Annotated in this window: 14 protein-coding genes; 8 read left to right on the top strand and 6 right to left on the bottom strand. The window is 66.6% G+C overall.

Annotated elements, in window-relative coordinates:
- Entirely contained in the window at window positions 1-1881 is a 1881-nt protein-coding gene (gene cydC / locus DR039_RS06280) for a thiol reductant ABC exporter subunit CydC (RefSeq protein ID WP_111836554.1), read from the top strand.
- Window positions 1882-1930: 49 nt separating this feature from the next.
- Here the strand turns inward: cydC and DR039_RS06275 are convergent, their stop codons facing one another.
- Entirely contained in the window at window positions 1931-2848 is a 918-nt protein-coding gene (locus DR039_RS06275) for a cation diffusion facilitator family transporter (protein ID WP_111836553.1), read from the bottom strand.
- Window positions 2849-3025: 177 nt separating this feature from the next.
- On the opposite strand from DR039_RS06275, the gene DR039_RS06270 reads away from it, so the two are divergent.
- Window positions 3026-3847 carry a trimeric intracellular cation channel family protein gene (locus DR039_RS06270; protein WP_229116850.1) on the top strand — a complete coding sequence of 274 codons (822 nt, stop codon included), beginning with the start codon at window positions 3026-3028 and terminating at the stop codon, window positions 3845-3847.
- A gap of 169 nt (window positions 3848-4016) precedes the next feature.
- Here DR039_RS06270 and DR039_RS06265 read toward each other — a convergent pair whose 3' ends face one another.
- Window positions 4017-4331 carry a YtxH domain-containing protein gene (locus DR039_RS06265; protein ID WP_111836551.1) on the bottom strand — a complete coding sequence of 105 codons (315 nt, stop codon included), beginning with the start codon at window positions 4329-4331 and terminating at the stop codon, window positions 4017-4019.
- 351 nt (window positions 4332-4682) lie between these two features.
- On the opposite strand from DR039_RS06265, the gene DR039_RS06260 reads away from it, so the two are divergent.
- Window positions 4683-5558: a VIT1/CCC1 transporter family protein gene (locus DR039_RS06260; RefSeq protein ID WP_111836550.1), complete on the top strand. Its 876-nt coding sequence runs from the start codon at window positions 4683-4685 to the stop codon at window positions 5556-5558.
- Window positions 5559-5669: 111 nt separating this feature from the next.
- Here the strand turns inward: DR039_RS06260 and DR039_RS06255 are convergent, their stop codons facing one another.
- From DR039_RS06255 to DR039_RS11085, 4 genes are all read right to left on the bottom strand, one after another.
- On the bottom strand, window positions 5670-6761 hold the full coding sequence (locus DR039_RS06255) for an App1 family protein (RefSeq protein ID WP_111836549.1): 1092 nt from the start codon (window positions 6759-6761) through the stop codon (window positions 5670-5672).
- Between the two features lie 71 nt (window positions 6762-6832).
- Window positions 6833-8326, bottom strand: coding sequence for a glycosyltransferase 87 family protein (locus DR039_RS06250; RefSeq protein WP_229116849.1), 1494 nt, complete (start codon window positions 8324-8326; stop codon window positions 6833-6835).
- A gap of 20 nt (window positions 8327-8346) precedes the next feature.
- Window positions 8347-9684: an MFS transporter gene (locus DR039_RS06245; RefSeq protein ID WP_111836548.1), complete on the bottom strand. Its 1338-nt coding sequence runs from the start codon at window positions 9682-9684 to the stop codon at window positions 8347-8349.
- 152 nt (window positions 9685-9836) lie between these two features.
- A complete protein-coding gene (locus tag DR039_RS11085; protein WP_126622347.1) occupies window positions 9837-11048 on the bottom strand; it encodes a variant leucine-rich repeat-containing protein in 1212 nt (403 codons plus the stop codon).
- A 143-nt stretch (window positions 11049-11191) separates the two neighbouring features.
- Between DR039_RS11085 and DR039_RS06225 the strand changes: the two genes are divergently transcribed.
- From DR039_RS06225 to DR039_RS06205, 5 genes are all read left to right on the top strand, one after another.
- Complete coding sequence (locus tag DR039_RS06225; RefSeq protein ID WP_111836545.1) at window positions 11192-12625, top strand: FHA domain-containing protein; 1434 nt, start codon at window positions 11192-11194, stop codon at window positions 12623-12625.
- Window positions 12626-12665: 40 nt separating this feature from the next.
- On the top strand, window positions 12666-13484 hold the full coding sequence (locus DR039_RS06220; RefSeq protein WP_111836544.1) for a hypothetical protein: 819 nt from the start codon (window positions 12666-12668) through the stop codon (window positions 13482-13484).
- Window positions 13477-14556 (top strand): hypothetical protein, encoded by a 1080-nt coding sequence (locus DR039_RS06215; RefSeq protein WP_111836543.1) that lies wholly within the window; start codon window positions 13477-13479, stop codon window positions 14554-14556. The genes DR039_RS06220 and DR039_RS06215 overlap by 8 nt, the downstream gene beginning before the upstream one ends.
- A gap of 214 nt (window positions 14557-14770) precedes the next feature.
- Complete coding sequence (locus DR039_RS06210) at window positions 14771-16261, top strand: AAA family ATPase (protein WP_229116848.1); 1491 nt, start codon at window positions 14771-14773, stop codon at window positions 16259-16261.
- A 20-nt stretch (window positions 16262-16281) separates the two neighbouring features.
- Entirely contained in the window at window positions 16282-17298 is a 1017-nt protein-coding gene (locus DR039_RS06205) for a DUF58 domain-containing protein (protein ID WP_111836542.1), read from the top strand.
- The last annotated feature ends 1 nt before the right edge of the window (window position 17299 follow it).

Raw genomic sequence — 17299 nt, 5'->3', positions numbered from 1 at the left:
ATGAACCAGCAGAACCACGCCTCTGCACTTAATCCGCAGCCTTCAGCTGAGGCTGCTGCCCCGGCTGTCCCTGCTGCACCGGATGCACCGCCGCCCCGCCGGGAACTCCTCACCTGGCTGCTGCGCACCAGCCGCCCAGTGCTCGCACCCCTGGCCGCCTCGACTATCTGCCGCATAGGCGACCTATTGACCGGAGTAGTCCTGTACGCCTTGGGGGCCTACGCCGTCGTTGCCACCGCCACGGGAGTGGCTGCAGGTAGCCCAACGCCTTCACCCTGGCGCGTGGTGGCAGTGATGGCGGGCCTGAGCCTGCTTAAAGCGATCCTGCGCTACGGCGAACATTTCCTCGGCCATCTAGTGGCCTTCAAAGCCTTGGAACTGCTGCGCGGGGAGATCTTCCGCGCCCTCATTCCGCGTGCCCCCAAGGTGATGGCAACCTCCCGCTCCGGTGACCTGCTGACCTGTGCCACTAAGGATGTGGACCGCATTGAAGTGGTCTTTGCCCACACTTTCGCCCCCCTAGTATCCGCCCTGGTGGTACCCACCACCGTGCTCGCTGTGATCGGCTGGGCGACGTCTTGGGCCGTAGCAGGCGTGGCCCTGCCCTTCCTGCTCGCGGCGTTGCTCATGGCACCTTTGCTTGGTTGGCGCAATGCTCTGGCCTCCTCGCGTGGCACAACCCTTGCGCGAGCAGCCCTGACCAGCCACGTCACCGACACGATCCAGGGCATGAACGAGGTGGTCGGCTACGGCCGCACCGCTGAGCGCCTGGCTGAAACCGCTGGGCTGGACCGCAACATCGCCATCGCCCTCCGCCCCGCCACTATTTCCGCTTCCCTACGCCGCGGGGTCACCGCTCTCATGGTTTTGGCCGGTCCAGTAGCCATGCTCGCCGTCGGCGGGCCACAGGTGGCGACCGGAAATGTGGAATTAGCCTCGCTAGCTGCTGCGATTGCAGCAGTGGTGCGACTGACTGAGTGTGTACGCGGCGTGGAGGAGTTCTCCTCCTACCTAAACCACTCCTTCGCTGCAGCCGAGCGAGTCTACGCCGTCGTGCATGGGCCGGTGGAAGTAGCGGACGGCAATGTGGAGCTGCGGCCGCGCGATACAGGTGACGCTTCCGCGCGCCCACTAGGACCGGAACTCAACTGGCAGGAAATTACCTACACCTATCCCGGCAGCATAAAGCCGGTGCTACGTGGCGTCAGCCTGACTGCCGGTGCCGGGCAGTGGACCAGCCTGGTGGGGGTCTCCGGCTCCGGCAAAACCACCCTGGCTCAGTTGGCTCTGCGCTTCGATGACCCCACCACTGGCACTATCTGTGTTGATGGGTATGACCTGCGCCAGCTCACCGGTGACTCCCTGCGTCGAGAGGTCCAAATGGTGCCCCAACGCGCTCACCTTTTCCGCGCCAGCATCACGGGGAATCTTCGTCTGGCAGCGCCCGGAGCCAGCGACGCTGAGATCCAGGAGGCCTGCCGTATCGCCTGCATCCATGAGGACATCACAGCCATGCCTTCTGGATACGCCACCGCCGTGGGCGAGCACGGACGGTCACTATCAGGCGGTCAACGCCAGCGCCTAGCCCTGGCTCGCGCCCTGCTCGCCGAGCCTAGCGCCCTAGTCCTAGATGAGTTCACCTCTCACCTGGACCCACACCTGGAGGCACGGTTACGCGAAAACCTGCGTACCTGGGCTGCCGCGCGCGGCGCCACCGTCGTTGAAATCACTCATCGGCTGCAGTGGATCGAAAGTGCCGACCACGTAGTGGTCCTAGACGGTGGAACCGTGGTGCAAGACGGTGATCCTGCCGCCCTGCTGGCAATCGAAGGGCCACTGCAACGCCTGGCCCTTCGCGAGGGCCTGGCGCCGGGGGTCTGAAACAAGCAGCAGCGGTGAGCAGCGGTGCTGATGAGCGCTATCGGGGACGCTAGACGTCCACCTGGTCTTCGTAACTCTTGGGGTCCTCAATAGGCTCCAGATGCGCGGAAACCCGCAGGTCGGGGTCTACCGCCACTAATTCATCGATGAGTGCCTCGGTGTAGTCATGGCCACGCTTAACGCTCCAGTGGCCCGGCACCAACACATGTAGCTCCGCGAAACGGCGGTTGCCCGCCTCCCGCACTCGCACTGCGTGGAAATCTGTGACCCCCTCCTCTTGGTGGCGGGAGAGCACCGAGCGGATGCGCGCCAGCGCCTCATGTGAGGGCGCGATATCCATGAGGCCACCCACCGAGTCGCGGATCAGAGTGAAACCCACCCACATAATGTTCAGGCCAGCTGCTAGGGCTACCACCGCATCCAACACTGGTGAGCGGAACACCGCCACCAGTGCCACCCCCGCCAGCACCGCAATAGAAGTCAAAACGTCGGTGGCCAGGTGCTTAGCATCCGCCACCAGGGTGGTTGAGCCTTCCTGTGAGCCCTTGCGGTACAGCACCCAAGCCACCCAAGCGTTGATCACTGAGGCCACCACCGAGATCAGCAGACCAACGCCCAACTGCTCCGGCATGGACGGGGTGATGATCCGCTGCACGGCGGCCAAGACAATGAAGGCTGCCGCCACGAAGATCATTACGCCCTCGGTGACAGCCGAGAAGTACTCGGCCTTGGAATGGCCGAACTGGTGGTCCTCATCTGCTGGGCGGATCGAAATGCGCAGCACTACTAGGGCCACCACCGCTGCAACCAGGTTCACCAGGGACTCGGCGGCATCCGAGAGCAGTCCGACTGAGCCGGTCATCCAGGCAGCCACGCCCTTGAGGCTGATTGTGGCCACCGCCGCCCCGATGGACAGCCACGCATAGGCGGATAGGTCCTTTGGGGGTGCGTAGCGGGGCGAAGTCACCGGGCGATTCTCATGCAAAGTGTCCCGAAATGCAGCACTTTGAGGCGAGTGGCGCCTGCCGTCAGAAAACGATCGTTGGAATTACGGGGATTCGTTGGCGGGCTGGGTTTGCGTAAACTTCAAAGTGCTGCAATTTGTGCCAGGCATGCCCCGCCCACCCCACAGAGGAGACCGACTGTGACGCTCCCCGAGACACTGCCGGAGGTCTTTCGCGTTGTTGACCTGTCCGGGGTGTTACTCAATGGGATTTTGGGGGGCCTGATCGCCCGCCGTAAGAACTTTGATGTGGTGGGCTTCGTGGTGCTGGCGATCCTTACCGCCACCGCCGGCGGCATCCTGCGCGACGTCATGATCCAGGCCGGTCCGCCCTTCGCCCTGACCGACCCGTACTACCTGTACACCGCCTGCGTGGGTGCGCTAGTGGCCTGGTATGCACGCTTTGAATCGCGGCCCGCCCGCCGCCTGTTGGTAGTAGCCGACGCCATCGTGCTGGGCACCTGGGCGGCCACCGGTGCCTACAAGGCCTTGAATGCTGGGCTGGGAGTGATGCCCGCACTGTTGCTGGGCTGCATTACCGCGGTGGGTGGCTCAATGATCCGCGATGTAGCGGTGGGGGAGACCCCGGCGGTGTTCGGCGGCAATAAGCTTTACGCCATTCCGGCCTTTTGTGCGGCCCTGGTCCAGGTGATTCTGGTGCGCTCGGGTGGCAACTCTGACCTCGCTCTGCTGGCCGCCACCTGTGTGGGGGCCGGCCTATGCCTGCTGGCCTACTGGCGCTCCTGGAAGCTGCCGGTGGTCTCGGATCGGGAGCGGCGGCGCATGGAGCGGCAGGTGGCAGAAGCCGTGGGGCCCGCGCGCCTGGGGGTATTGCGACGCCGACGCCGGGGTGCCGTGGAGCGCACGGTGCTGGAGGGCTCTGAGCTGGACGGAATGGGAGCGGAGAGAACTGGGCTGGGCCGCGACGCTGGTGACGCTGAAGGCCAGGTAAGCGAGGGCTAAAAGCTCCGACCGAGGCCGGTTATTTCGCTGGGGCGGGCTGTGGCGAGCCGGATGCGGCAGTGGCGTTTTTGCGTGAGGGGCTCAGTCAACGCAAGCCAGCTCTAGGGCAGTAGGCTAGCCAAAGCGCCAGGTAACGGCCCAGGATCACCGACCGGCTACTGGCCCCTGGTCAGCGCAGGGGACGCAGGGTGCCTTCGCCCGCGTCTACGGCGCCGCTCTTGCTGGGTGCCGGGGTGGGTTCGTTGCGGGGGCCGAAGAGGCGCTCCTTGACGGCGTCGGCTACCTTGTCAGTGACGGCTTCCCCCTGCCGCCGGACGGCCTCTGAGACCTTGGCCTGGGCGGCGTCCATGCGGTTGCGGACGGCGGGGCTCTCGGCGACGTGGGCTGCGGCGGATTTGATGCGCTCGTACTGAGCGCGTCCGGCGCGGGTGCCCAGGACATAACCGGCGCCAAGCCCGATGATGAAGGGAATCTTGCTGGCCATGAGAGCTCTCCTACATGGTGGGAGGTTGGGGGTGCGGTGACAGCCTACGGGCTGGTTATGGCGGCAGCCTCCCCAGGGAGCTTGTCTCCGCGCCGGGCGAACCTGACAGGTCAGCGCCGGGCACGCCCACGCTTGGCCTGCCCGCCGCGCCCCGCCCACGCTCGGCCTGCCCGCGGCGACCCGCCACAGGCCACCTCCAGCCACAGCCACTCAAGGACCAGCGCTTAACCGCCGCACCAACCCACCGCGCTAGCGCCTCATCGCTACAGCGGCAATATAGGTCAGCCGTACCTGCCTGAGGTAAGACTGACTTTGCTATACAGCGTCATTAATTGCCTTTACCGTTGTGGCATGACCTCTACTGAGCGCCCAGTTGCCAGCCCGGCAATCCCTGTCGTCGATGCACGCAACTATGCCCCGCTTCCGCCTACCCCAGCCCTCACCAAGGCGGGCCTCAAGGCCTCCGACTCCGCCGCCAACTGCCCCACTGGCCGCCGCCTGAACTCCGTCGCAGGCCTGTCTGCCGCGCTGGAGACCAAGACAGACTCCTCGGACCTGGCCTCCCGCCTCAACTGGCTGCGCGCCGGTGTGCTCGGCGCTAACGACGGCATTGTCTCCGTCGCTGGCCTGGTTATCGGTGTGGCTGCCGCCAACCCCAACGCCACCGGCGTGATCCTTACTGCGGGCATCGCAGGCATCCTGGCGGGCGCCGTCTCCATGGCCGCTGGCGAGTACGTCTCCGTCTCCACCCAGTCGGACACGGAGCGCGCCGTCGTCGCCCGCTACCGGCGGACCCTCTCCGAGGACCCCGACGGCGGCGTCGACGAGCTCGCCTCCCACTACCGCAACAAGGGCCTAGCCCCCAACACTGCCCGCCAGGTGGCCCTTGAACTCACCGCTCACAACGCGGTGGCCGCGCACCTGGAAGCTGAACTAGGAATGCGCGAGGACGAGTACACCAACCCCTGGCATGCGGCCATGTCTAGCGCTGTGGCCTTTGTCGCTGGCTCCATGCTGCCTTTGCTGGCCATCCTCCTGCCGCCCGCTAGCATCGCCATCCCCTTGACCTTCGTGGCTGTCCTGGTGGGCCTAGCCCTGACCGGCGGCGTCTCCGCCAAACTTGGTGACGCCCCCGCGCGACCGGCCATCTTGCGGGTTGTGGTTGGTGGTGCTCTAGCCATGGGCGTCACCTGGGGTATCGGCCACCTCATTGGCGTCACGGTCTGATCGACGCCGTAGCGCCAGGCCGCTCTGCCCGGAGTTACTTGGGCCTGCAATGCGCTGAGCCGTCAGCGCGCCCCGGAGCGCGGCGGCAAGCCCCTGTGCGCGGCGGCGCCCTTAGGCTCTCGCCGTGATCTCGCGCGGCAGCTGGCGAGCCAACTCGTAGCCGTCTTGCCCAAAAACCACCGGCACCGGACACTGCCCGAGGGTGCGAGCCTCTGGCTCCAAACCCATCGACCCGGCCAAGAGCTTTTGCCCTGTGGTTAGGCGACGGATTGCGATGGCGGCGATCTTTTCTGCGTGGTCGCGCGCCACCTCGCCGTAGATCAGCGGATCGTGCTGGCCGTCGTCGCCCACCAACAGCCAGCGCACCTCCGGCAGGTCCAGCATGAGTCGCCGCAGCTGGGTGCGCTTGTGCTCAATGCCCGAGCGGAACCAGCCGGTGTTCGTGGGCCCCCAGTCGGTCATGAGCATGGGGCCCGCGGGGTAACCGTGGCGTTGCAGGAAGGAACGCATGGTGGGCACCACGTTCCAAGCCCCCGTGGACAGGTAGATCATGGGGGCACCGTCTTGCCGCGAGCGCACATGCGTGAGCAGTTCAGCCATGCCGGGCACGGGCTCGCGCGCGGAGGAGTACTTCACCAACTGGTTGTAGGCGGCCACGAGGATGCGTGGCACATGGGAGACGACGACGGTGTCGTCAATATCAGAGACGATTCCCAGCTGCGGGCCTGGTGGGACGATCTGTACCGTGCTGGTGACCGGCTCCGACCCGGCGGCCTGCAACTCCACCTGGTGCAGGCCTGGCTCTAGGCCGTGCCCGCGGACCACCAGGTCGATGTATCCGGCCCGGTCGGCGCGCGTGCGCATGCGGGCTTGGCCGACTTTCACGGTGACCGGCAGGTAAGGCACGGGAGCGTCCACGAAGTTGCGCCAGCCGCGCTGGGCCTCAGCGATTCCTTGGGCGGCAATATCCGCCGCCTGGTGCATGGAGGTGGGTAGTTCCTCGGGCAGGGAGCGGAACAGGGGCCCGTCTGCGGGGACGCCTTCTGGGCGCAGCACCATGCGCGCCATGACGCGGGCGATGACGGTGGAGCCGTAGCCGTCGTAGGCGATTACGCGCGGCCGCCAACCCCAGCGTTTGAACATGGGGATCGTGTTTTTGTGGAAGCGGTCCTCCACGGCACGGGCTAGGTCAGACAGAGGCACTCTCTGATCCTAGGGGATCGGTGCAGCGGGGTACTTGGCTGGCCGCAAGCATGCGGGTCGCCGTCGGGCCCTCAGCTCGCCTGCGCAGCGCCCTCCGGGCCGCTTTTCCGCGCCTCCCTGAGCTTCCCGGTCTGCCACCACAACACCGCCCCGGCACCTAGGGCCCACAGGGTGTAGGAGGAGCCCGTCACCTTGGCCCACACTGGCCAGGACAATTCCACATGATCGTGCTCAGGCAGCCACCAGTGCATGGCCATCACCATCACCGCTACTCCCGTGACGCACACCAGCAGCAGCGCCCGCGATCGTTCCCGGCAGGCCAATACGCCAAGCCCCACTAGGGCGGGCAGGAACCAAACCCAGTGGTGCGACCAGGAGATAGGGGAGATCAACAGTCCCAAGGTCATCACCACGCTGGTCTGAAGCAGCAGCACCAGCGTCTCCGGGCAATCGCACTCCCGCAGCACTTGCAGCCGCTGTACCAGCATCCAGGCCGCCGCGATCACCCCCACCACACCCAGGGCCCAGATGGGTTTTTCGGCAGCCTCAGGCAGGAAGCGCACCAGGAATCCCCGCAGATTCTGGTTGCCGCTGTACTCGGCATCGCCTGCGCGCGTGGGATCCAGCATGGCTTTGGTGAAGAACTCCCAGGTCTCTTGGGGAGAGAACACAGCTCCTAGGAGGGTGGCCCCCAGGCCAGTTCCCACCATCACCCCGGCTGCCCGCCACTCCCGGCGCAGCAGCAGCACCAGCAAGGCCATCGCCGGGGTCAGCTTGATCGCAGCGGCAATCCCGCAGAGCGCCCCGCGTGCAGGCGCCAGCCGCGCCAGCGGCCCGCCCGGGCGCACCGCCAGCAGGTCCACGGACACCAGCAGCAGGAGGATCGCGTTGATCTGCCCGTATTCGATCGACTTCACGAAGGGCTCCAGCAAGGTGCAAGTTGCTAGTGCAGCCCAGGGCACCAGCAGGCCTGTGTGGCCTGTCGGTGTCTGGAGCACGCGGGCAAGCAGCAGCACCATTGCGGCAGCGCAGAGTGGGGTGGCCACGGTCAGCAGCACTTGGGCACTACGGTCATCGAGCCAGGTCAGTGGCGTCATCAGCCAGGCGGCAAAGGGCGGGTAGGTGAAGGGGTAGAGCTGCTCATTGGGGAAGGCCCACCACTGGTATAGGTCCCCGCCACTGTGCCAGTTGTCGATGGCGTGGTAGTACACCCAGGCATCAAATTTGAAGCGTTGTGTGCCGTCCTTGGCGATCAGCATGGGGAAGCAGGAAAGCGCCAGCAGGATCCATCCCAGCACCATGGAGACGGGGCCGGCTAGATCAGCTAGGTCGTCGGCTGGCAGGTGATGGCTCAAGGCTTGCGCGGCAGCTGGTTTGCGGCGACGGCGTCGCTCACCGCGGGGCAGCTGAGCGGCCCGGTGGCTTACGCGTGGCGACGGCGTCGCTCCGTCAGCATTCAGCAGCGCGTCAGTGTCACGCCGAGTGTTGCCGCTCGCGCCAGCCTTTGACGCTGGGGGAGCCGCTCCTCCGGGGGTGCCGTTGGTGGAGCCGGTATGCAGGGCCATGCCTCTCCTTGTTGATGCCGTCAGTCTTTATGCCGGAGGGTGCGGGCGGGTTGGGCGCGGCGCAGAACCGGCAGCCCCACCAGAGCAGTAGCTACAGCGGTCCAGGCCATAGCCGCCACGAATATATAGCCGCCGGTGGAGCCGTGCGCGTCGAGCAGCACCCCACCCACATAGGAGCCCAGGGAGACTCCCACGTTTAAGGCGGTGCCCACCCAGGCTAGGCCCTCAGTGAGGGAACCTGCGGGCACCGACACCTGCACAATGTTGTTACCGGTGGTGATGGTAGGCGCGATTGCCACACCCGTCAGCATCATGAGCGCCGCCAGGAAATACAGTTGGTTGGCCACCATGAAACTGGTGCAGCCCAGGGCTAAAGCCACCGAGCCCACCAAGAGTTGTTTCCACAGCGGCCAAGACCAAGAGCGGGCGCCGTAAACCAGGGCCGACACCAGGGAACCGGCGGCAAAGCTGGCCAACACCAGGCCCGCAAAGGACTTGGCGCCGAGCTCGGTGGCACGGGCAACCACGGCGACGTCGTTGGCGCCAAATAGCGCCCCATCGAAGAGGAACACGCCCAGCACCACCAGCACCGCGCCGTGGCGCAGCACTGGCTTGTGGGCTAGTGGGGAGGTGTGGTTTGCAGAGCTGGCGTGCTTCTGCGCGTTGGCGCCCGGCTCTGCACCTGCCCGGTCAGCGGCGGGAGCGCCGCCCGGGTCATTGACGGGGCTCATGCTCTTGCTCGCGGCGCGGCGCGGAGCAACCGGCGGCTCCGTGGCGGTCTGGGACAGGAACCAGATGACACCTACCAACTGCAGCAGCAGGGAGGCTATCCAGCCGCTCTCTGCGGGCAGGGGAGCGGTGGTGCAAAGCACGGTGGCCACCACCGGGCCAATCACAAAGGCCACCTCGTCTAGGGCGGCTTCAAAGGAGAAAGCGGTGTGAATCTCTTCCGGGTTGGACAGCAGGTGGCTCCACCGGGCGCGTGCCAGCGCCCCAATGGATCCGGAAAGGCCACCAGCCAAAGCGGCTAACACCGTCAGCAGCCAGAGGGGCGCCTGCAGGTAATTGGTTAAGGCCAAGCCGGCCAAGCTCGCCGCCGAGGCCAAGGTGGCGGGCAACATGACGCGCCTTTGCCCGTGGGCGTCAACTTGGCGGGCCAACAGTGGGGAGCCGACGGCGGCGGCCACCACGCCCGCGGCGGAGACGAGTCCGGCAGCTTGGTAACTCCCGTAGCTGGCCTGTACGGCCAGGATGGTGGAGATCCCCACCATGGACATGGGGAACCTGGCGATCATCCCGGCGGCGGAGAAGCTTAAAGCTCCGGGTTTGCTGAGAAGACGCGCGTAGGTTGAGGCCATTGCTCAGATGCTAGTCCTTGAGCAGGTGGCTGGCAGGTGTGAGATGCATTGGAATACGGCCACTTGGCTCCGTCTTGAGGCTGCGGGGCCGCTTTGCTTGGCGGTGTATGCGGTGGCACGGGCGCCGATATTTGCGCTACTTGTCGGCGGGCTTAGTTGCCTGAGCGCTCGATTGCGTCCGCACCTGCGCGGGACATGCTGAAGCCCTGCCCGGAGGACTGACTCCAGCACTCGACGGCGCCGTCGTAAGCGGTGCAAACGTAGTCGCCTTGGATGGCGGACTGGCCGGCGTTCAGCGGGGTGCCATTGGCCTCGAAGGAACCTGCACACAGGCCAAAGGGCGCTTTGCCGGAGGTGACGGTGGCGCTGTAAGCCTTTTCTGCCTCGCAGGTGTCAGCAGCGAAGGTGCGGTCTTTGATGCTGCAGGTGGCCTGTTCGCCGCTGAGTTCACAGGAGATATTCCCGCTTGGGTCCGTGAAGGTGGTCAGGGCGATGGCGTCGGCAGGCGCGGGTGCTACCAGCTGCTTGGTGGGCTCTGCGCTGGGAGTGGCTGAGGGCGTGGGCGTAGGCGTGGGGCTTGGTGTGGGGGTAGGGCTTGGGCTGGGGGTGGCCGACGGCGTCGGTGCGGCGGTGGGGACGGTCGGCGCAGCGGTGGCGCTTGGTTTGCTTGCTGCGACAGGTTGAGGGTCCTCGCCACCGGTGAAGACCACGAGCAGCACCGCCGCGAGTACCACGGCGGCTGCGGCCAGGGCGATCCAGGGCAGTTTGGAGTCTCCCAGGCCGTGGGGCTCGGGCTCATCAGTGCCGATCTGTCGCAGAGAATCAAGGCCGGTGGAGGCCGGCTCAGGCTCCGCGTTGGGGAAGGTGAGGGTGCCGGGGGTGAGCGGAGCGGCGGCTAACTCTGGGTCCACCTGGGTTACCACTGCGTCAGTGACCGGGGCCGCTGGGGTGGCGGGGGCCAGCACCGAGGTCTGGTCACCGGTGCCCATCTCTGCGGCGGCGCTGGCAGCTTCAGTGGGCAGCACGGTGGTGCCCTCAGCCTGTGCTGGCGCCGCTTCGCTAGGCACTACGGCAGGTTGGGTGCCGGTCTCTCGTTTGGTTTGGCGGGAAGGGATGATTACCGGCGGCAGCATGACCGTGCGCTTGGAGCCCGCGGCGCTGGTGTCCCGGCGGGCTTTAAGGGCGGCGTCGACGGCGGGGTCTCCTAAGGCGCCCAGCCACTCCAGCAAGGCCGGGTAAGTGCTGGGGTTCAGAGCGATGGCGGGCCGCAGGCCCGGATAGTTCTGCGCCAGGGAGTGAAGCGTGGTCAGGGGCGTGCGAGGGTCCTGTGCGCGTGCGACAAGGTCGTCCTGAGCCTGGGACATATGGTGGGGTCCTTTCGGTTTTCCCGGGAGCGCCGCCCCAACTGACCGGTAGTGGGGCGCGACGAGCCTACCTGTTCGCGGCTAAACCGGTAGTCTCAAGGGGACCTTGCGACCAGCGGGTCTAGCTGACGACAGGAACCCTGATGAGCGAGGGTGCAGAAACCCAGTTCTTGCCTGACTGCGGCGGGGTGCGCGTGCCACGTGACACCGCACCCCTGGACCTGACTGCCTTAAACGCCAGTGAATCCCCAGAATCTCAAACAGAATCCAGCCAGGAGTGGGTGCTGCATGCTCCCTGTGGCAGTGCCGTCCTGGACCCGCGGATCTCCCCGGCAGATGCTGCTCGGGTGCAGGCCCTGCTGCGTGAGCTCTCTGCCGGGCTTGAACTCGACCCCTGGGACGGTTCCGAGGCGGCAGCAGCTGTGATGCAACCGGAATCCGACGGTATGCAATCTGAGTCTGACCGTGCCGCTGTAACACCGCACAGTGCCGCGTCGGCGCAGGAGGCACCGCCCGGGGCGCAAGTGGAGGTGGCTGCCGAGGCAGACGCCAGCCCTGCCGCCCCTGCCACCGACCCGGCCACCAACCCAGTTGCTGAAACCGCCGCGGAGCAGGTCATGAACCCGTCCGCCGACCCTGAGGCCGAGCTGACACCTGAGCTTCAGGCCGCTGCCTTCGCGGCCGCAACCACCATCTTCCTGCCGCCGTCGATCCGCTCCGCTGCTTCCGCTTCCTCTCCCCAGGAGGAAACCGATCCGGTGGTCGCCGAGACCGGCGTGTGGATCGATCCCGACGACGTCGCCTACCAAGAATCCGTGAGCAATTCGACCGGATTCGGCACAGCTAGCACCACCACCGATAACACCAGCGCGCCGTCACCTGAAGCTTCCGCCACCGCCGGTGGACGGCATGTCGCACCGAGCCCTGCTGCCGCAGGGGCTGGCGCCGTCGCCTCACCAGTGTCGGCCAACCCGGGGGCGCCAAGCAGTTCCGCCGCCTCTGTGCCCTCCGCCCGCTCGGCGCGTTCGGCCCGCTCCGCGCGATCTGCGGGCGCTGCCATTGGTGATTCTGCCGCGGTGGACTTGCCCGAGCGGCAGGCAGCCAACACCGCTGAAACCGCACCTCCCACTGCGCCCTATGTCATGGGCTCGCACTGCGTGGCCGGGCACCTCAACCCGCCTGGCTCCATCGCCTGCTTGCGCTGCGCCGCCCCGGTCACCCAGACGACGGTGCGCGGCTCACGCCCGCCCCTGGCTCGCCTGTACGTCTCCACCGGGGAGGACATAAGTGTTAACGGCTCCGTGGTGGTGGGCCGCGCCCCCAAAGAGCAGAACGGGCCCGCCCAGCTGGTGACCGTGCCCAGCCCCACCCATCTGATCTCCCGCTCGCATCTGCTGATCACCACCCTGGGCTGGACGGTGCTCGCCTGCGACCTGGGGTCCTCAAATGGCACGGTGCTGGTCCGCGCCGGTGAAGCACCCGTATTGATAGCAACTGCCTTGCCCACGCCCTTAGTCGTGGGAGATTTATTGGATATTGGTGACGGAATAACGCTGCGTGTGAACGCCCCGGAGTGACCTGGGGTGCGTTGCAGGCATCTGGAATGAAGGAGAGCCGATGAGTGAGATGACCTGGACCCAGCTCCCTGAGGTGGACCCTGGCCGCCCGGACGAGTTGGTGCTGGACTTCTCCGGCGAGATTCACCGGATTGGCCCTGAGGAAACCTTCGTGATTGGCCGAGGTGGGGATCTGGATATTGATGACAATCCCTACCTGCACCGTCGCTTCCTGGTGCTGGCCCGCTCTGAGGGACTGTGGTGGGCGGCCAATGAGGGCACGCGCCTTTCCGCTACCCTTACCGACGGCGATGGCCTGGTGCAGTCGCGCATCGCCCCCGGGGCCCGCATCCCGCTGGTTTTTCCCCGCATTATCTTGACCTTCTCGGCTGGCCCCACCACTTACGAGATTGACCTGATCTCATCTGGCGAGGATCACTTCACTGTGGTGGAAGGCAGGCAGGGCGGCACCGGGACCGCCACGATCGGCGTCACCCCCATGACCCGCTCGCAACTGCTGCTAATACTGGCCCTGGCTGAGCCGGTGCTGCGCCGTGCGGGCACCGGTGCCGCGGAAATCCCTTCCTCGAATGCCGCGGCTGCACGTCTGGGCTGGCCGATCACCAAGTTCAACCGCAAGCTGGACAATGTTTGCGAGAAGCTGGACCGGGTGGGGGTGCGCGGTCTGCGCGGCGGACGGGTGGGCGGCGCCGCCTCCAACCGGCGCACCGCCCTGGTGGAACACGCTGTGGCCACGCTTATGGTGACGGCGGAGGACCTGCCCAAACTTGATGAGGAACTGGCCATTAACCAGGCAGCTGCGGCCAAGGAGGCTGCCGCTGCGAAGGAGGCGGCCACGGGCGGAGCAGCCGGTGCCTGATTCCGGTTTGAGTAGCCCAGGGGCCCAGGCAGCGGCCAGCGACGACGGCGCAGAGCTGCGCGCAACCGCAGACCTGAATGACACCGCCAAGCTGTCAGTCGGTGCTGCGCTGCCCACCAGCCCTGAGCTACCCACCCGCGCAGAACCGAGCGCTAGCACCCCTCAGCTGGCTGTAGAGCCAAGCGTGAGCCCAGCCCTTGCCACAACCGGAGCGCATCCGACTCAGACCAAAGCGCAACCTGCGGCACCGGCGGTGGGCCAGGCACGCTGGGACCGTTGGCTTAGCTGGGCCCAGAGACGCCGTCGCCGCCTGATCGCATTGGCGGTGGTGCTGCTGGTGCTGGCGCTCGCGGTCCCGGTGGGGATGCGGATCTTGGAGTCAATCGCCCGGCAGAACGTCATTAGCCAGGTGAAGAAGGCCCTGCCAGGCTTATCCAAGGACGCTGTAATTGATCTAGGCGAGGAGAGCGTCCTGCCGCAGGTCTGGGACGGCACACTCAAACACCTGGAGGTGACCGCCTCAACTTTGGAGGTAAACACCAGCGCCGGGCAGGGCCAAGCGCCCACCGCCTTGCAGCTGAATAAGCTCAAGCTAAAGCTCGGCTCGCTGCAGACCGACAGCCCGCACACGACGCAGAGTTTCTACGTCAGCGGCACCATCACCTGGGATCAGCTAAGCGCTCGGCTGGCCGCCAACCTGGCCAAGAAAAGCGACTCCTTCCCCCTGGGCATCGTGCCCTCAGTGACCCTGAGCCAAGGGCAGGATGGGACCGTGCGCGCCAGCATGAATCTGGCGGGAAGCACTGTGAGCGCCAATGTTGAACCCACCATCACCCAGGAAGGCGACCTGGAGGTGACCTTGTCCAAAGTTGAGACCAGTTCGCTGGGCTTTAGCTGGGGCTTGGAAGACGGCATCAATGTGCTGGATTGGGTGGGTGTGCCCACCACCATGACGGTCCTGCGCGCTGCAGACCTGCCTGCTGGCCTGAAGCTGAGCTCCGTGACCTCCGAAACCGATGGCGCCACGGTGGTGCTGGAGGGGCAGAACCTCGCCCTGGACTCCTTGCACTGATCCACCCGGCCTTGCTTTACAAGCCTGATCGCCCGGGGCGCTGCGCACGCCGGGCCTGGCACGCCGCCGCGCTTGGGCCTATGCCGGGCTGCGTTGAGGGGGCTGGCAGCTAGGCGATGGGGCACTCTCCCCGGTGCTCGCCGCTCTCAGCCTGGGCTGGGTCGTCTATCCTGCCTTCGGGGCGAAGTCCTGGCCCCGTCTTAGAGGAGCACCGATGACCATCCCGCCACACCCGCCCGCCAGCGGTCAGCCCGCGCAGCCTAATCAGCCCGTGGCCCCGCCGTCGCCAGCTCTGAAACCAGCGGGCCACGCCGCCCCCCTGGTCCCGCAGCCCGCCCCTGGCGTACCCCCAGCCCCCTCCCAGACACCGACGACGATCCTGCCCACGCGCTCAGGCGCCGCCTCCGGCTACTCGGCGCCGAGTGTCTCTGCTGCCTCCGCCCCGGCGGTGCCTAACCGTGGAGTGCACGCCGCCTCAGCTCCCTCCGCCCCAGCCCAACCCTTGCGTCCGGGCTCCGCTCCAGCTGCGCCAGCCGCTCCGGCGCAGCCCTCCGCGCCAGCCGCTCCGGTTGTCCCGGTGCAGGCTTCTGCCCTCTCCGCGCCAGCCCAGCCGAGCCCCACCAGCCAGCCGAGCCCCGCTGCTCCCTCCGCTGCACCCGAGACCAGCAAGCCGAGCTCTGGGCACTCCCACAGTGGCCGCCGCGCCCACAAAGGCGGCGACGACGCCCCCAGCAAAGCAGACCTAGCGCGGGCCGAAGAGCTCCTAGGGCGCGTCACCAAGACCTTCGCAGAGCGCGTTGTGGGCCAGGACCAGCTGCGCATCGCTCTGGTCTCCACACTGATTGCCGGCGGCCACATCCTCCTGGAATCCGTGCCGGGCCTGGCCAAAACCACCGCCGCCCAGACCCTCGCCTCCGCCGTCTCTGGCTCCTTCCACCGCATCCAATGCACCCCGGACCTGATGCCTAACGACATCATCGGCACCCAGATCCTCAACTACGCCTCCGGTGAGATGACCACCCAGCTGGGCCCGGTCCACGCCAACCTGGTCCTCCTAGATGAAATCAACCGGTCCTCCGCCAAAACCCAGTCCGCCATGCTGGAGGCAATGCAGGAGCGCCAGACCTCCATTGGCGGCGTCGTCTACCCCCTGCCCAATCCCTTCATGGTTCTAGCCACCCAGAACCCCATTGAGGAGGAAGGCACTTACGTCCTGCCCGAAGCCCAGATGGACCGTTTCTTGATGAAAGAGGTCCTGACCTACCCGCGGCCCGCGGAGGAAGCAGATGTGCTGGATCGCATCTCCAAGGGCACCTTCAACACCCCCATCAAAACCAGCCCCATCACCACCGCGGACGTGCTCTGGCTGCAGGCCACAGTGGACCGCGTGTGGGTGGACCCCGTTATCAAGCAGTACATCGTGGCCATTGTGAACACCTCGCGTGGCGGCGGCCCCCGCCCCGTGCCAGGCATTGACCGGCATGTGCGCGTCGGCGCCTCCCCGCGTGGTGGCATCGCCTTGATGAAGGTCGCCCAGGCCATCGCCTTGCAGGCTGGCCGCACCTACGTCACGCCCGACGACGTCGGCCTGCTGCGTCACTCAGTGCTGCGCCACCGCCTGGTCCGCACCTACGACGCCTTGGCGGACGAGGTCGCCCCCGAGTCCATTATCGACGCGATCTTCGCCGCCGTGCCCACCCCCTGAACCTGAGCAGCCCCAGCCCCATGAGCCCCGAAGTGCCCCCGCTGCCACCGCCACGCGAGACGCCGCCCCTGCCGGGTGAGCCCGCCTCGCGCGGCTCCCGGCTGTCCCGGGTGCGTGGCCGCCTGACCCTGCCGACGGTGCGCCGCGCCACCGGCTTGCTGGACGGGCGCCACAAATCAGTGTTTGTGGGCCATGGCCAGGACTTTGACGATCTGTCCCAGTACCGCCCCGGGGATGACGTCACGGATATCGACTGGAAAGCCTCAGCTCGCTGCGGGCAACTCGTCATCAAGCGCTACCAGCGGGAATCCAACCTGCCGCTGGTGCTGGCGGTGGATACCGGCCGCACCATGGCCGCCCAAACCCCCACGGGGGAGGACAAGCGCACCTTGGCCTTGGCCGTGGCGGAGATCTTCTCCTACCTGGCCCGCATGCGCGGGGACACGGTGGCCCTGGTTGCTGGGGACTCCAAGCGCATGATTACGCGCCCGCCCCGTGCAGGCGCCGAGCATGCCGAGATGCTCCTATCCGTCCTGGCTCGCGCCTGGGCCGAACTGGAGGAGCCCGCGACGGACGCCAACCGCCTGCCGGACCTGCGCCCGGACGCCCCACTGTCAGACGTGCGCCAAATCCTGGGGCGCGTTATCACCTGGCACCCGCACCGCTCCCTGGTGGTCCTGCTGACAGACACTTCCCATCCGGATGAAACCGCCGTGGACCAGCTGCGCCGCCTATCGGCCCAGCACGAGCTGGTGGTGGTACAGGTGGCCGACGACGTCGCTGTGCGCCCTGGCGCCGGTCGGGCCCGCGACGTGGAGATGACCGCCGAGCTACCCGCCTTCCTGCGGGAAGATGCTGCCTTAGCTAGGACCTTGGAGCAGGAGGTCGCTGGGCGCCGCCAGGCCGTGGCCCAGCTGCTGGACCGCCGCCATATTGAGCACGTGAGCGTGGAATCAGAGGAGACGCTCATCGACTCTCTGGCAGATCTGCTGGAGCGTCAGCGCCGCCTAGCTGCAGTCGGACGCGGGAGGCGCTAAG

It is taken from the genome of Actinomyces bovis (assembly GCF_900444995.1).
GTDB classification, from domain to species: domain Bacteria; phylum Actinomycetota; class Actinomycetes; order Actinomycetales; family Actinomycetaceae; genus Actinomyces; species Actinomyces bovis.
Note: the sequence above shows the minus strand (reverse complement) of the source record. Positions and strands in the feature narration are given on the sequence as shown.

Bases quoted from the DNA above. Each gene is read 5' to 3' on its own strand.
- cydC (WP_111836554.1), top strand. From the start codon at position 1: ATGAACCAGCAGAACCACGCCTCTGCACTTAATCCGCAGCCTTCAGCT.
- DR039_RS06250 (WP_229116849.1), bottom strand. From the start codon at position 8,326: ATGGCCCTGCATACCGGCTCCACCAACGGCACCCCCGGAGGAGCGGCT.
- DR039_RS06245 (WP_111836548.1), bottom strand. From the start codon at position 9,684: ATGGCCTCAACCTACGCGCGTCTTCTCAGCAAACCCGGAGCTTTAAGC.
- DR039_RS11085 (WP_126622347.1), bottom strand. From the start codon at position 11,048: ATGTCCCAGGCTCAGGACGACCTTGTCGCACGCGCACAGGACCCTCGC.
- DR039_RS06210 (WP_229116848.1), top strand. From the start codon at position 14,771: ATGACCATCCCGCCACACCCGCCCGCCAGCGGTCAGCCCGCGCAGCCT.
- DR039_RS06225 (WP_111836545.1), top strand. From the start codon at position 11,192: ATGAGCGAGGGTGCAGAAACCCAGTTCTTGCCTGACTGCGGCGGGGTG.
- DR039_RS06220 (WP_111836544.1), top strand. From the start codon at position 12,666: ATGAGTGAGATGACCTGGACCCAGCTCCCTGAGGTGGACCCTGGCCGC.
- DR039_RS06265 (WP_111836551.1), bottom strand. From the start codon at position 4,331: ATGGCCAGCAAGATTCCCTTCATCATCGGGCTTGGCGCCGGTTATGTC.
- DR039_RS06205 (WP_111836542.1), top strand. From the start codon at position 16,282: ATGAGCCCCGAAGTGCCCCCGCTGCCACCGCCACGCGAGACGCCGCCC.
- DR039_RS06260 (WP_111836550.1), top strand. From the start codon at position 4,683: ATGACCTCTACTGAGCGCCCAGTTGCCAGCCCGGCAATCCCTGTCGTC.